The organism is Shewanella loihica PV-4 (assembly GCF_000016065.1).
In the GTDB taxonomy this organism is placed as follows: domain Bacteria; phylum Pseudomonadota; class Gammaproteobacteria; order Enterobacterales; family Shewanellaceae; genus Shewanella; species Shewanella loihica.
Window position 1 is genome coordinate 3,767,934 of sequence record NC_009092.1, and the last position, 15,003, is coordinate 3,782,936.

Annotated in this window: 14 protein-coding genes; 5 read left to right on the plus strand and 9 right to left on the minus strand. The window is 55.1% G+C overall.

Annotated elements, in window-relative coordinates; genetic code table 11:
• Nucleotides 1-13: 13 nt before the first annotated feature.
• From SHEW_RS16380 to SHEW_RS16390, 3 genes are read right to left on the minus strand one after another with little or no spacing between them, the layout of a single operon-like run.
• Nucleotides 14-739, minus strand: coding sequence for an amino acid ABC transporter ATP-binding protein (locus SHEW_RS16380; protein WP_011866960.1), 726 nt, complete (start codon nucleotides 737-739; stop codon nucleotides 14-16).
• Nucleotides 732-1,412, minus strand: coding sequence for an amino acid ABC transporter permease (locus tag SHEW_RS16385; protein WP_011866961.1), 681 nt, complete (start codon nucleotides 1,410-1,412; stop codon nucleotides 732-734). The genes SHEW_RS16380 and SHEW_RS16385 overlap by 8 nt, the downstream gene beginning before the upstream one ends.
• Before the next feature lie 6 nt (nucleotides 1,413-1,418).
• Complete coding sequence (locus tag SHEW_RS16390) at nucleotides 1,419-2,147, minus strand: basic amino acid ABC transporter substrate-binding protein (protein WP_011866962.1); 729 nt, start codon at nucleotides 2,145-2,147, stop codon at nucleotides 1,419-1,421.
• A gap of 528 nt (nucleotides 2,148-2,675) precedes the next feature.
• Here SHEW_RS16390 and SHEW_RS16395 point away from each other — a divergent pair.
• From SHEW_RS16395 to SHEW_RS16405, 3 genes are all read left to right on the plus strand, one after another.
• Nucleotides 2,676-2,921, plus strand: coding sequence for a hypothetical protein (locus SHEW_RS16395; RefSeq protein ID WP_011866963.1), 246 nt, complete (start codon nucleotides 2,676-2,678; stop codon nucleotides 2,919-2,921).
• A gap of 516 nt (nucleotides 2,922-3,437) precedes the next feature.
• Nucleotides 3,438-4,154, plus strand: a complete 717-nt coding sequence (locus tag SHEW_RS16400; protein ID WP_011866964.1) for an oxidative stress defense protein — start codon at nucleotides 3,438-3,440, stop codon at nucleotides 4,152-4,154.
• Nucleotides 4,155-4,341: 187 nt separating this feature from the next.
• On the plus strand, nucleotides 4,342-5,340 hold the full coding sequence (locus tag SHEW_RS16405) for a WD40 repeat domain-containing protein (RefSeq protein ID WP_011866965.1): 999 nt from the start codon (nucleotides 4,342-4,344) through the stop codon (nucleotides 5,338-5,340).
• A 29-nt stretch (nucleotides 5,341-5,369) separates the two neighbouring features.
• On the opposite strand, the gene SHEW_RS16410 is transcribed toward SHEW_RS16405, so the two are convergent.
• The 4 genes from SHEW_RS16410 to SHEW_RS16425 all read right to left on the minus strand — a co-directional run bounded on the left by SHEW_RS16410 (nucleotide 5,370) and on the right by SHEW_RS16425 (nucleotide 10,457).
• Nucleotides 5,370-6,560, minus strand: a complete 1,191-nt coding sequence (locus tag SHEW_RS16410) for a potassium/proton antiporter (RefSeq protein ID WP_011866966.1) — start codon at nucleotides 6,558-6,560, stop codon at nucleotides 5,370-5,372.
• A gap of 149 nt (nucleotides 6,561-6,709) precedes the next feature.
• Nucleotides 6,710-7,474: a prolipoprotein diacylglyceryl transferase gene (gene lgt / locus SHEW_RS16415; protein WP_011866967.1), complete on the minus strand. Its 765-nt coding sequence runs from the start codon at nucleotides 7,472-7,474 to the stop codon at nucleotides 6,710-6,712.
• A gap of 227 nt (nucleotides 7,475-7,701) precedes the next feature.
• On the minus strand, nucleotides 7,702-8,982 hold the full coding sequence (gabT, locus tag SHEW_RS16420; RefSeq protein ID WP_011866968.1) for a 4-aminobutyrate--2-oxoglutarate transaminase: 1,281 nt from the start codon (nucleotides 8,980-8,982) through the stop codon (nucleotides 7,702-7,704).
• Between the two features lie 17 nt (nucleotides 8,983-8,999).
• Entirely contained in the window at nucleotides 9,000-10,457 is a 1,458-nt protein-coding gene (locus tag SHEW_RS16425; RefSeq protein ID WP_011866969.1) for an NAD-dependent succinate-semialdehyde dehydrogenase, read from the minus strand.
• A gap of 147 nt (nucleotides 10,458-10,604) precedes the next feature.
• Between SHEW_RS16425 and SHEW_RS16430 the strand changes: the two genes are divergently transcribed.
• Nucleotides 10,605-11,567, plus strand: coding sequence for a LysR family transcriptional regulator (locus tag SHEW_RS16430; RefSeq protein ID WP_011866970.1), 963 nt, complete (start codon nucleotides 10,605-10,607; stop codon nucleotides 11,565-11,567).
• 194 nt (nucleotides 11,568-11,761) lie between these two features.
• On the opposite strand, the gene SHEW_RS16435 is transcribed toward SHEW_RS16430, so the two are convergent.
• Nucleotides 11,762-12,991, minus strand: coding sequence for an OprD family outer membrane porin (locus tag SHEW_RS16435; protein WP_041407439.1), 1,230 nt, complete (start codon nucleotides 12,989-12,991; stop codon nucleotides 11,762-11,764).
• Between the two features lie 408 nt (nucleotides 12,992-13,399).
• On the opposite strand from SHEW_RS16435, the gene SHEW_RS16440 reads away from it, so the two are divergent.
• Nucleotides 13,400-14,116: a FadR/GntR family transcriptional regulator gene (locus tag SHEW_RS16440; protein ID WP_041407442.1), complete on the plus strand. Its 717-nt coding sequence runs from the start codon at nucleotides 13,400-13,402 to the stop codon at nucleotides 14,114-14,116.
• Between the two features lie 50 nt (nucleotides 14,117-14,166).
• Here SHEW_RS16440 and SHEW_RS16445 read toward each other — a convergent pair whose 3' ends face one another.
• On the minus strand, nucleotides 14,167-14,691 hold the full coding sequence (locus SHEW_RS16445; protein ID WP_011866973.1) for a DUF3087 family protein: 525 nt from the start codon (nucleotides 14,689-14,691) through the stop codon (nucleotides 14,167-14,169).
• Nucleotides 14,692-15,003 lie beyond the last annotated feature (312 nt).

Genomic DNA, 15,003 nt, shown 5'->3' on the forward strand with positions numbered 1-15,003 from the left:
CTGAATATTTAACTTACCTGAGCACCTTGCTCAAGAACGCCTGAGTGCGCGGCTCCTGGGGCTGACCGAACAGCAGCGCCGGCACATTACTCTCCACCACATAGCCGCCATCCATGAAGATCACCCTGTCGGAAACGTCCTTGGCAAAGCCCATCTCGTGGGTGACAATCACCATGGTCATCCCCGCCTGAGCCAGCTGTTTCATCACATCCAGCACGTCGCCCACCATCTCGGGGTCCAGCGCCGAGGTGGGCTCGTCAAATAGCATTAGCTCAGGCTTCATCGCCAGGGCCCGGGCGATGGCGACCCTCTGTTTCTGTCCGCCAGACAGGCTGGCGGGATAGGCGCTCGCCTTGTCACTCAGTCCCACCTGGTCCAGCAGGCGCATCGCCTCGCTATCGGCCTCGGCCTGGGTCATCAAGCCCAATTTCACCGGTGCCAGGGTGATGTTTTGCTGCACCGTCTTATGGGGAAAGAGGTTAAAGTTTTGGAACACCATACCCACCTTCTGCCGCAGCTTGTCGATGCAGGCATCTGGCGCGGTGATCGACTGACCATCGATCACTATCTCCCCCTGGGTGGGTTGTTCCAGCAGATTGATGCAGCGCAGGAAGGTACTCTTGCCGCTACCACTGGGGCCAATGACGCTCACCACCTCACCCCGGGCGATCGACTCGTCGATCCCCTTGAGCACCTGGTTGTCGCCGAAATATTTATGCAGATTGCTAATCTTAATCACTTTGCTTAAGCCTCTTCTCAAACTTCGACAACATAAAGGTGAAGCTATAGGTCAACGCCAGGTAGATGAGTGCACAGGTAAACAGGGGCACGCTGTCTTCGAAGGTGCGGCTACGGATGATCTCGCCCGAGCGCATCAGATCCACGCCGCCGATGAAGCCTATCACCGCGGTCTCTTTCAAGAGCACGATAAACTCGTTACCCAGGGCGGGAAGAATGTTCTTGATCGCCTGAGGCAGGATCACCTCCTTCATGGTCACCGCCTGCGACAGGCCGAGGGAGCGCGCCGCCTCCGTCTGCCCCTTATCCACCGCCTGTATGCCGGCGCGGATGATCTCAGAGATGTAGGCACCGCTGTTGAGGCCGAAGGCAATGATGGCCGCGCTCACCTTGTCCACATCCCAGGTGGCCAGCACGATAAAGTAGAGGATCACCAGCTGCACCACCACTGGGGTGCCGCGTATCACGCCCACATAGAGGTTGGCCGGCCAGCGCAGATACCAGCGGCTCGACATCTTCATCAATGTGGTGGCTACGCCTAGTATGGCACCCAAGATCATGGCGAACAGGGTCACTATCAGTGTCACCTTTAAGCCATTGAGGATCAGGTAGATACCTATGAGTCCATCTTCACCTATGGGCGTAAACAGCGAGGAATTGATTGCATCTAACATGGCGGCCTACTTCATATGTTTGGCGAGCAGGGCGTCGTATTCACCATTCTGCTTCATGGTCGCCAGCGTCTTGTTAATGCTGGCCAGCAGCTCGGGCTGGCTCTTGGCCACGGCGAAACCATAAAACTCTGGGGGGAAGTCCAGGCTGATAAGCTTAAGCTCAGGGTTCTTGGCCAGGTAGTTGGCGGCCGGCTCGCTGTCGAACAGCACGAGATCCACCTTGCCGTTCTTAAGCTCCATGATCGCTTCGAAGCCGGTATTGAAGGCGGTCACCGACTGGGTGTACTTCTTGGCCATCATGTCGGCGGTTGAGCCCAGCTGCACCGCGAAGTGTTTACCGGTGAGATCCGCCAGGCTATGGATGCTGTCATCCTGCTTGTTGACCAAGACCACCTGGGTCGCCTCGTAGTAGGGCTCGGAGAAGTCGACGCTGGCCTGACGCTCTGGGGTGATGGTCATGCCCGAGGCGATCATATCTATCTTGCCGGCGTTGAGGGCCACGATCAGCGAGTCGAACTTCATGTTCTCCACCTTGAGCGTCTTGCCCGCATCCTCGGCCACCTTGCGGGCCAGATCGATATCAAACCCCATTACCTGATCGCCGCTGACACCGCCCACATATTCAAAGGGCGGAAAGGCCGCATTGGTGCCTACCACCAGATAATCTTGCTCTTTGCCACAGCCACTCAGCAGCAACAGGGCCGTAAAACCGGCTAACAGGATAGATTTGTTCATTATTTACTCTCTTACCAGGAATATTCGCTCAATTGGCCACGACTATAGGCAGCCCGACTCACACAGTCAATACTTATGCGATAAAAATGACTATTTAGTCATTTCGTTTGCTTTTTATTAACATAAACTTGCCTATTAGTCAGTGTAGCTCGGCCAGCCCAAAGCGGCGCCAAGCCAAACTTGCAGACTTGCACCAATGCAAGCCATGGCGGCACCAAGTTGGTGAGCCCTGTGCGCGATGTCACATTTGTCAGACGCAAACACAAACCACCAAAACCCATTTAAATCAATCGATTAATGATCTTTGAAAAAGTTGGCACAGAACTTACATATTACTTTTTAGGTAGTCGCTGGGGCGGGCAGAATTGCCAAAGGTAAATGAAGTACCACCCCATAAGGAGTTGTAGATGAAACCTTGGTTAATGGCGGTCAGCCGCTTCGAAGATTGGCAGTTTATCTTTCACCTCGGCATCAGCCAGTGGGATGTCGAATAGGCTAACACGCGGATTCATCCATAAGGAGTCACAGATGAGTACAGTATCTAAGAGTATCACCCCTAAGATGGCAGAGCGGATCGTCGCCGAAGTCAAAGGAAACAACTGCCTGCTATCGGATGTCGCCAAACAGTTTGGCGTCTCCACCAAGACGGTCTACCAACTGGTTCGCCAGAGTGAGCAGCAAGGCGGGCGCGTGGGCGTGCTGCGCGCCGAGATCGACCGACTCACTATGCAACTCAATCAGCTCATGCGTGAACTCAAGCTTATCCAGGGATAAGCCTCTATTCACCAAGAGCTAAGTCGAATCACCAAGAATGAAATCGATTCGCTAAGGGCTTAATCGATTTGCTAAGGGATTAATCGAATCGCCAAGGGCTAGGGAAGGCAAGATAACAAGATGGAAACAGAATAAGTGGTCTGCAGGAAGCATGTGATTTCAGGTTAGAGGGCAGCAAACATAATAGCCTAAGTCGAGGGCCAGAGACCGACGACGGGCCTGAATCGCAAAACCATTTAAAAAGAGGTGTTTTACAGGTGGCACCTCTAGGGAAGATGCAAACGAGTCCCACAAGGACTTATTCGCAACTTCCCAAGCGCTCCCCCAAAGGCGCTTTCGCCTGGTGATAGGCAGGATGCTCTATCACCAGGTTTTTTCTTTTAAGTGAAGCCTCTCCGACAGCCCCAAAAAATTTTCAGTTTATTTAACCCCTTTTCAGAAATCCTGCGTCTATATGCTCAAACAACCGATTCTTATCTACTGATTTGTCACTATTACGTGCGTTTGGAGTATTCGATGAAAAAGACCCTGATTGCCACCCTATTTGGTTCATTGGTTTTCACCGGCAGCCTGCTTGCTTTACCTAACGCGGCCGCCGCAGAGCTAAACTTCCCCCATATCGAAACCGTCGGTACCAGCGAGCTGGTCGTCAAGGCCGACATGGCCGAGCTAACCGTCGAGGTGGTGACTAAGGCCGACAACCCGGCCAAGGCCAAGGCGGGATCAGACAAGGCGGTCAGCGACTTCCTGGCCAGATTAGCCAAGGCGGGGATCGCTCGAGACGATGTTCAGAGCGCCAACCTGAATCTACGTCCCGACTATCTGTACGACCCTGAGACGCGCACCAACAAGGAGATTGGCTACCTCGCCAGCCGCCAGGTGGTGGTCACCCTAAGGGCACTGGACAAGCTCAACGACCTGCTCGACAGCGCGTTGCAGCAAGGGATCAACCGCATCCATCAGATCAACTTCAAATCCAGCAAGGAGGCCGAGATGATTGAACAGGCCAGGCTGATGGCGATCAAGGACGCCAAGCAGAAGGCCGCCGCCCTGGCCGAAGGCTTCGGTGAGCGTCTGGATGGCGTATGGGAGATCCGCTATCAGGCTCAGGGAGCGGTGCGTCCCATGGTGTATAAGATGAGCGCCGCAGCCCGTGGTGATGTGGCCGAGAGTTATCAGGAGGCCCAGACCAGCATCAGCGATCGCGTCGAGGTGATCTACCGCCTCAAGTAATGGCTCATAAAAGGCTTAGTCGATACAAGACATGGCTCATATAAGACATGGCCATACAATCCATGGCTCATACAATCCATGGCTCATACAAGGCTTAGCCCTTCAGGCCCGCTGGCTGACACCGGCGGGCTTTTACATGTGTTATGCTCAGCTAAATCCCAGTAACTGAGCCTTATCCGCTATCCCCATGTCTACACTCAAACGCCTGTGCCATCTCTTAAGCCTAGCCCTGTTACTCGTCGTCCTCTCCGGCTGCTCAGATAAGCAGACAAGCCAGCCACCGCAGAGCCTCAAGCGTCTGGTGGAGGACAATCTGGTGGCTGGGCTACTGGCAGAGGATGCCAGCCTGGCCGTCACATTGAGTCGAAGTCGGGATCTCAGCGTCTGGAACCTCCCCGAGGGCAAGCAGCGCTTTCACTGGCCGGCTAACGCCTTCGAGCATCCGGGTTATCAGCTGGCCTTGTCGGGCAACAAGCGCTATCTGGCCTATGGCGGCAAACGCCAAATTACCCTGATAGATATCCAGCAGGGCAATATCCAGCTGACCTGGCAGGTCAACGGCTTTGACGACTACGCCAGCATCTCGACCCTAGCACTCAATCAGTCGGGCAGCCGCATCGCCATCGGCATGAACGAAGGCAGCGTGATCTTGGTGGATTTCAAGGCGCAGCAGTTTTCCCTGTTTAAGCAGCACGACGCCGAGGTGGCCTTCCTCGCCTTTGGCGCCTCGGATGAGCGCCTGTTATCCGCCGGCCATGATGGCAAGGTGCTCTGGTGGGTCAGTGGCAGCGGCGAGATAATAAAGCAATTATCCCTGCCCCAACGCATCACCAGCCTGGCGTTTGACGAGGCCGATAGGCGCCTCTTCTTCGCCGACAACCTGGACAATCATCAACTGCTGGCATTCGACACAGGTGAGGCGCTGAGTGAACTGAGCTACTTCGAGCGCTACCGCTATTTTCGCCGCGCCCGCTTCATTCACAGGGGCGATGAGTTGATCACCGCCACCTCGAAACAGACTATCTTTCGCTGGCAGGTCGCCACCGGCAAGGAGCTAGAACGCTGGCAGCTTACCCCCTTCTCCATGGGCACGACCGTCATGGATATGGTGAGCTATGGTGGGCAGCTCATCACCCTCAGCTCAGACGGCGCCTTAGAGTACTGGGAGTTAGGCTCTGGAAATTAAGCACTGGGAATTGAGTTAAGCACTAGCCCTTAGCTGTCGCTATTGAGCCCAAGCCGCTTGGCCAGGGGCTCTATGGCCGCGCCCTGCAACAGGATTGAGAAGAGCACGATGAAGAACACCAGGTGCACCATCTCAACCGCCCCCTCGACACCGGCCGCCGCTGGGATCAGCGAGAAGACGATAGGTGTCGCCCCCTTGAGACCTATGGAGGAGATAAACAGCCGCTTCTTCCAGCTCGCCTGACGAAACGGCAGATAACAAATCTGCACCGCCAGCGGCCTGGCCACCAGCATCAGCAACGCCGCCGGGATAAGCGACAGGAAGAAAACACTAAACAGGGTCTGGGGGAAGATCTGCAGCCCGAGTATGATGAACATCAGCGACTGCGCCAGCCAGGAGAGGCTGTTAAAGAAATGCCGCGTCACCTCCACGCCCCGACGTATGCCGTTGCCCATCACCACGCCACACACATAGGAGGCGATCAGGATATTGCCGCCGGCCAGCTCGCTGCCATAGGCCGCCAGCACGAAACTGGCGAGCACAAACACAGGGATCAGGCCATATTCCTCCAGATGTATGCTGTTCAGCGCCCACACCGCTAGCCTGGCCACCACGAAAGCGACGCCTATCCCTAAGGCGATCTGCAAGCCTAGCATCTGGCCTATTGCCCAAGGTGATACCGGCGCATCCGGCGCCAGAGCGATACCTGTGAGTATCATCACCATCACCAGGGCGACCGGGTCGTTGGTGGCCGACTCGAACTCCAGCACAGTATCCGTGCGCTCCTTGAGCTTGAGCTTCTTCGACTCCAGAATCGAGAACACGGCCGCGGCATCGGTCGAGGAGACCACGGCAGCAAACAACAGGCAGATCACCAGGCTCCATTCCGTCAGCGGATAGAGGAGCGCCCCCAGAATAAGCGTGGTCAGCAGTACCCCGAAGGTTGCCAGCACCCCACCCTCACGGTAGGCCAGCTTAATGCTCTCCGTCTTGGTATTGATGCCACCGACGAAGACGATCATGTTGAGAGCGACCGCCCCGACCGTGGAGGTCAGGGTGAGGTTATCGTAGACAAAATTAAACTCGCCATTGCCCAGGCTCAGGCCCACGCCCATGAAGATCAACAGACTGGGCAACCCCAGGGTCTTTGAGGGGTGATGCAACAGGATCCCCACGGCAATCAGCGCGGCGATCCCTAACAAGATAACCTGGTAGGACATAGGTCTCCTTCTGGCAGATGAATAGGCTGGGACAATCAGATTTGCCCCCCTATTTTAGCAGAGGATCTATTAATTGGAGATGAGTTAAATGATTGATTAACTGTTTTTAATTGAAAAAAAAGCCCGAACTGAGTCGGGCTTACTTATCGCTATTTGGCCTTGGATGCCAGATAGGGTTTCACCAGCAGGAAGACCCCCACCAGCAGGAAAGGAATACTCAGCATCTGACCGGCGCTCATGGTCCAGTCCTGGGCATACGCCGCCTGCTTCACCTTGACGAACTCTATGGCAAAACGGGCACTGAACACCCACACCAGGAAGAGGCCGAACAGGGCGCCCTGCTTCTGCTTCATCTCTGTGGTCTTGTAGATAGCCCAAAGGGCGATGAAGATGCTCAGGTAGGCCAGCGCCTCATACAGCTGGGCCGGATGGCGCGGCAACATGTCCACCCGCTCGAAGACGATGGCCCAGGGCTTGTCGCTCGGCACCCCGAGGATCTCAGAATTGACGAAGTTGGCCATGCGCACGAAGAAGCCGAAGATGGCCGTGGCGATCGCCAGCCGATCCAGCAGGAAGAGGAAAGGTAGCTTCATCTTGCGATGATAATAGTAGAGCGCCAGGATCGCCCCCAGGCCGCCGCCATGGCTGGCCAGGCCGCCTTCCCAGATCGCCAGAATCTTAGCCGGGTGCGCGAAGTAGTAGCTGGGATCGTAAAACAACACATGGGCCAGACGCGCGCCCACCACTATGCCGATAACGCAGTAGATCAAGAGGTTATCCAGTGACTCCACATCCAGGCCTTCGCGCACATAGATGCGTTTCATCACCTGAAAGCCCGCGAAGATCGCGCTAGCAAACAGGACGCCATACCAATGTATCGTCAGCCCCATGAAAGAGACCAACACAGGGTCCATATTCCAAATAAAGTGATCCAAAAACCTAAACTCCCTCGCCTGAGGCCGACTGGCCTAGTGAATAACGCTGCTGACAGGCAGTTTTACGCGCTTCGACTTGGTTATTCAAGGTCTTGTGGCGATTTTCAACATACAGATACAAAAAAGCCCGGGAGAAATCTCCCAGGCTTTTGGTGATGGTTCGCAAACCCGGGGAATTTAGTCCCCAGCTCGCAAACAGGAGCGAATTAGTCCACCAGGCTCTCGAACAGCGTCTTAAACTTGGCCAGCCCCTCGGCCATGATCTCATCGCTGATGGTCAACGCCGGCAGGAAGCGGATCACGTTGCCATAGAAGCCACAGGCCAGCAGCACCAAGCCATGGGCCGCGGCGTTGGCGATGATCGCCTGGGTCAATGCCGTGTTGGGCTGCTCAATGTCACCGTCGATCACCAACTCCATGGCGATCATGGCGCCTTGATTGCGCACCTCGCCAATCAGCTGTGGATATTGCTCCTTGAGGGCAGAGAGCGCCTGATTGAAGCTGTCGCCTATCTTAACGGCGCGCTCCACCAGCTGCTCCTCTTGCATCACCTCGAGCACCGCCAGCGCCGCCACGCAGCCCACGGGTGAGCCGCCATAAGTGCCGCCAAGGCCTCCCGGCAACGGCGCGTCCATGATCTCGCTCTTACCCACCACGGCCGCGAGTGGGAAGCCACCGGCGATCCCCTTGGCCATGGTCATCAGATCCGGCTCGACGCCCGCGTGTTCACAGCTGAACATCTTGCCGGTACGGCCAAAGCCGGTCTGGATCTCATCCATCACCAGCACGATACCATGCTGATCGCACAGTGCCCTGAGGGCCTGTAAGAATTCTGGCGGCGCGGCGTAAAAACCGCCCTCGCCCTGCACAGGCTCGACCACGATCGCCGCCACATCACAAGGAGCGATATCCACCTTAAACAGATGCTCGATCGCCTTGAGGGAGTCTTTCACGCTCACGCCATGGAACGCCACCGGATAAGGCGCGTGGAAGATATCCCCGGCGAAGGGGCCAAACTGATGCTTGTAGGGGGTGATCTTACCCGTCAGCGCCATGGTCAGGTTGGTGCGGCCATGGAAGCCACCGTTGAAGGCGATAACGCCGCGACGCCCTGTGTGGGCCCTAGCGATCTTGACGCAATTTTCCACCGCCTCGGCGCCCGTGGTCACGAAGATCGCCTTCTTGTCGCTACCGCCGGGGGCGATGCGATTAAGCTGCTCCGCCAGCGCCACCGCCGACTCGTAAGGGTTCACCATCACACAGGTGTGGCTGAAGTTATCCAGCTGCGCCTTGACCGCCGCCACCACCTTGGGATGGCTATGACCCGTGTTACACACGGCGATCCCTGTACCGAAGTCGATGTAGCGCTTGCCTTCGACATCCCACAGCTCGGCGTTTAACGCCCGCTCCACATAGACGGGATAGGCGTTCCCCTGTCCCCTGGCGATCGCCTGTACCTTACGCGCCTGTAATTCTGCGTTGCTCATCGTCTCTATCCTTATTTCTACTTATCCAGGCCACCGAGGCACAGGTATTTAATTTCCAGATAATCGTCCAGGCCATACTTGGAGCCTTCACGGCCGTTGCCCGACTGCTTCACCCCGCCAAAAGGTGCGGCGGCGTTGGAGATGATCCCCTCGTTGACGCCCACCATGCCATACTCCAGCCCCTCGGCGACGCGGAAGATGCGGCCGATATCCCGGGCGTAGAAATAGGCGGCCAGGCCATATTCGGTATCGTTGGCCATGGCCAGCGCCTCAGCCTCGCTATCGAAGCTGATGATAGGGGTCACGGGGCCGAAGATCTCGTTGCGTGCCAGCGGCATCTCGTTGGTCACATCTGTGACGATCACAGGTGCCAGGAAACTCTCGCCCAGCTCACTCGGCTGGCCGCCGGTTACCAGCTTGGCACCGCTTGCCACTGTGTCATCCACCAGCTTAAGCACATTCTGCACTGCATCCTTGGAGATCATGGGGCCGACGGTCACGCCATCGCCCAGGCCATCGCCCAACTTGAGATTGGCCACGGCGGCGGTAAATTTTTCGGTAAAGGCCGCGGCAACTCCCTTCTGCACAAAGATACGGTTGGTGCAGACACAGGTTTGCCCGGCGTTGCGATACTTGGAGATCAGGGCGCCCTGCACCGCGGCGTCGATATCGGCATCGTCGAACACGATAAAGGGCGCATTGCCCCCCAGCTCCATGGAGACCTTCTTCACGCTGGTCGCGCACTGAGCCAGCAAAATCTTGCCCACGGCGGTAGAGCCGGTGAAGGTGAACTTAGCCACGTCCGGATGCTGGGTCAGCACCTTGCCCATGCCCACGGCATCTTCGCCCACCACTATGTTGAACACCCCGGCAGGAATACCTGCGCGCTCTGCCAGCTCGGCCATCGCCAGGGCCGACAGCGGTGTCAGCGGAGAGGGACGTGCCACGAAGGTACAACCGGCCGCCAGCGCAGCCGCCGCCTTACGGGCGATCATGGCGTTGGGGAAGTTCCACGGAGTAATAGAGGCCACCACGCCCACAGGCTGCTTGATCACCAAAATACGCTTGTCGTTAGCAGGCGCCGGAATAGTGTCACCATAGACACGCTTGCCCTCCTCGGCGAACCAGTCGATAAAGGCGGCGCCATAGGCGATCTCCCCCTTGGCCTCGGCCAGGGGCTTACCCTGCTCCAGGGTCAGCAAGCGGCCCAGATCTTCCTGGTGCTCCATCATCAGGTTGAACCATTTACGCATCAGGGCGGCGCGCTCGTTAGCTGAACGCTTAGACCACTCAGGCAGTGCCCGCTTGGCGGCCAATATGGCCTCCTGGGTATCGTCGAGACTGGCGTCAACCACCTGGGCGATCACCTCCTGGCTGGCCGGATTCACCACGTCGAAGCGCTGCTCGCCCACCGTCCATCTGCCGTCGATATAGGAGGAAAGTTTGATTAACTGAGTGTCTTTAATTCCCTGCATAACAGTTCCCTGCATAAATAGTTTGAATCTAAAGGGCTACGCCTGAGCTTGAATCAAGACGGGCGCGCTAATTTCTCTATTGAATAGCAAAACTAACTCGGGTTAAATACCAAATATTCAACAAAAAGTTTGAAGCTTATAAAACTAATGAGCAAACAGTCCATCATCCCTAAGGCGATCACCGAATACGATCTCAGATTACTGCGCATCTTTCGCACCGTGGTCGAGAATGGTGGCTTCGCCGCCGCAGAGAATGAACTCGGGGTCACCCGCTCCACCATCAGCGTGCATATGTCCAACCTTGAGAGTCGCATGAAGCTCAAGCTGTGTAGCCGGGGACGGGGCGGATTTGCCCTCACGGAGGCGGGCCAGGCCGTGTATCACGCCTGCATCGAACTATTCGATTCCCTCAACGATTTCTCGATGTTTGTTAACAACTTGGGGGAAGAGTTGATCGGCGAACTGGTGATCCTCTGCGCCGATCAGCTGGACTACGGCATGCAGCAGAAGCTGGCCCAGGTGATCGCCTACATACACGAGCGTCAGCCCCAGCTGCACCTGATTCTTGATGGCGAGGCGCTGCACCAGATAGAGAAGTCGCTGCTACAGGACAAGGCCCATGTCGGCCTCTTACCCAGCTATCAACAGATCCAGGGCCTCAACTATCAGACCATCTTCAGCGAGCCCATCTACCTGTGTTGCAGCGCCAAGCATCCCTATTTTCATCTGAGCGACAAAGAAATCAGCGCCGAGATGCTGGCCAAGACCCCCTCTATCCACCCAGGTGTCGATATAGACCCCGAGGGCAGAGAGCAGCTCAAACGCCTCAACCTGTCGGCCAAGGCGTATCAGTTTGATACTCGTAAAACCTTAATTCTATCGGGTTGCTACATAGGTTACCTGCCCCTGAGCTACATTCAGGAGGAGCTGAAACAGCAGGAGATCAAGATCATTCACGGGGATGAGGCCTGTTACCAGTTCAACCTCTCCATGGTGGTCAAGCAGTCGGCGCGTGAGAGCGCCAAGGTAGAGCTGCTGACCCAGGCCTTCAATGAGGTGTTTGGCCTAGAGCCGGGCAGTGAATCAAAAAAGGCTGCGGCCACACCTTAGATCTCCCCAAGATATAGACCACAGCCAAGATGTCTTATGACCATCAACAGCAATATCTAATCAAACATTAAATATAATCAGCGGCCATCCCGGCCGCGCAAGCACAAACAATTTGATAAAGGGCCCCACGCCTCAAATGGTGCAGGGAGCGTGAGACGCAGGGCCAGGACTCGCTTTACGTTTTGATTAACCCATTAAATACCCAGGGTAAACTTATACTTGATATAGAAACGGGTATCGGTCAGATCCTCTCCATTGTCATAATCCACAATGGCGTGTCTTGCCCGCACACTTAAGCCTTTCATCAAACTATCCAGTGAATAGCTAACCGAGAAGTTGGTTTCGCGAAAGTCACTGCCCGAGGTCTCAGGCACATCGAAATCCCCATAGAAGACGTAGGCGCTCAGCCCTTTTGCCCCCAACTTATCGAAATCGTAGGCCACTCTCAGGGCATTGACCGTCTCGTTGGCACGGGCCGATTGATTAACCTGCTGGATCACCACCTTGTCATCACCCCAAGGGGTCAACACGGTATCGTCCCCTGTCTTGGCATACATATAGGTGAGGTTTAATCCGGCATATTTCACGCCGAGGTGCGCGCCATACTGATAGGTATCCAACTCACCGGCGGTCTCCTTGCCAGAGGACTGCTGGGTCAGATAAGAGGGAGTGACATAGAGGTTGGCATCCCCGACATTCATCGACAGATTCAGCTTCACAAAGGTCTGATTGAAGACATCTTCCATGCGGTAGTGCCAGAGATCGGCGGCCCCTTTCACGCCATCGAACTGCAACTTGTATTTACCGCCCAGGGCATAAACAGGGTTATCGGCGACTTCTACGACCCGACCTGTCGTGCGTCTCACCTCGCTGGCGACAGCCTCTGCCACTGTCACAAATTGATTGTCGAACCACCCCATAGAGTCAGTGATATAGAGGGCCGAGAGGGTGAGATTATCGACGCTATTGTTATAGGCGGTAAAGCCACGGAAGGTGCGGGGAATGGCGCGGATATCATGGGGGTTCATCATAGGGGTACGCAGCTCTTGCGCACCATATTTAAACTTAGTGTTCCACCACTCGCCCTGGATAAAATACTCCTGCAGGCGGTTTACGTTCTCGTGATTCGGTCCCACCAGGCCATAGAAGCTATCCGAGTCATTGGTCCACAAGGAGTTGGCCGAAGCAAAGCTGGTGCCTATGCTGATGCCATTGACGGCGGCGGTGTTGTAATAGAAGAGTCCACCCAGCGAGGTGTCATGCTTGGTATTGGTGTCTCCGTCGAAATCACGGGTAAAGTCGAAGAGTCTCAACTCGCCCCGCAAGCTGCCTTGACTGAACATCTGATCTAGAGTGGTGTCGGCGGCAGCCGGTAGCGCAATAGCTGACATCACCAATAGCGATAAATAGTTTTTTTTCATCATCTTATTTCCCTGTCTCTCGAATAAGTCCGACATCAAGCAGACCTTTGAGAGAATCATTCTTTTGTCGTTATTCGTCGCTGCGCAGCAACATCAAGCCTGAGGTCACCCTTATCCCTTAGGTGACACTCGATTACATAACGCCAATAATTCAACGTTATACGTTAAATGTACGACATTTGAATTTGACGGTATATTGCATCGATTGAGATATGAACAGTCGCTCACGGATTTATGTAAAGTGGGGAAAGGGTCACTTTTGTGATAATCAATTGTTAAAAATTGCTAACGCGACTATTGAATTTTTGCGGCCGGGGCTGCTAGGGGAAATAGTGGTAATTCAGCATGAACTACTCAGAAGATGGCTAGCTATGATATAATTTTCATCCACTTAATTTTATGGAATTTATCTTGAACACTTTTCAGCCAATCAAACAGGTCAAGGCCTCTGAAGAGGTGTCTAACCAGCTCAAGCAAGCCATTTTCCAGGGCAAGTTTAGTGTCGGCGATAAATTACCCTCAGAGCGGGAACTGATCGAAAGTTTCCAGGTGAGCCGCACCGTGGTGCGCGAAGCGATCAAGAGTCTTGAAGCGAAAGATCTGGTAGAGATCAAACAGGGAGCCACCGGCGGCGCCTTTGTAAAAGCCCTCACCTTCGAGCGCCTGAGCAACGACTGTAAGGATCTCTTCTTTCTCGGCCAGATGTCGTTTAACGAGATCTGCCAGGCAAGATTGGCCATCGAGCCCATAGTGGCCGGCCTCGCCGCAAAATACTGTACCCAAGAGCAGGCCACTCAGCTGCGTGAAGCCAATGCCCATGAGAGCGACAGCCTGGCCTACCCAGAAACGGTATTTCTGCGTAGCCGAGTCCATTATCTGTTGGCCGACATGTGCCAGAACCGATTCCTGATGGCGATAGACAAGTCACTGATCCAACTGGTTGCCTCTATCGTCCAGCAATTTCAGCCCGATACCGACAAGATACACCCGGCGGGCCTGCATAACTCTATCGTAGATGCCGTCATCGCCGGCGATGAAAAAGCGGCCGAAGAGGCGATGCGTAGCCATCTCACCGAATTTATCGGCCTGTTAGCGGGAATCGAAGAGGAATACCGCAACAGCCGCTAGTCAATGGTTTGAGCCTTGATGGCGTCTTTACTCAAGACGCCAGCCTAACGCTAAAACTTCTCCAGCAGCAACTCGTCGAAATCCTCTGGGCCGGTATTAAGCCCAAGCTCGGCGATACGCGCCTTAACTGCCTCTAATTCCTTATCGACCTGGCTCAGGGTCAATGTGTTGTCGTCCAGCAGATACACCAGTTTCTGGCTGCTGAAATAGAACACCTGTATGGTGAGGGCGTCGATGTCGTTGCGCTCGCCCGCCTGCTTAATCTGCTTAAACTTGCGGTAGATGCGGTTCTGCAGCGCCTTGAGCCGCGACACATAATAGATCTCGCGAAAGTACGCTTTGTGGCGCTGTTGGTAGAGCCCCAAGGCGCAGATGCCAAAGCCGATCAACACGCCGAAGAAATTCAGGTGCAGGTTGCCGGTCGACTCGCCGCTGACCACCTCCTGATTGCCAAACAAGGCGATCAACAGCTGCCCTGATACCAGAGACAGCAGGGCTAAACTGGCGAGAAACACCGCAATCACCCGATTTAAATGCTGGCGATAACGCGCCTTATCCACCTCGACTAACATCATTTTTTCGATTTCCAATCCGTTTTAGCCTAAGGAAGGTACGAATAAGTCCCGTGCTTGCTCTGCGTGTGCTTAGAGTGGATAGATGCAAGGCACAGTTTGTAGCGAATGGCCCTAGTCCTTCGCAAGAACTGTAACGCAGCAAATACCACTGTAATCCTCGCCCTGCGGGGCTTTGATAGCAACACCATTCCGGCGTTATTCAACTTCAGCAGGCCTCGGCATGCCCTCAGTTGAATGCCTTGAACTGTCGCTGCTATCAAAGCCAGAGCTGTGCGACGACTTGTTCGCACCTTCCCTAACATGAGGCGCAAG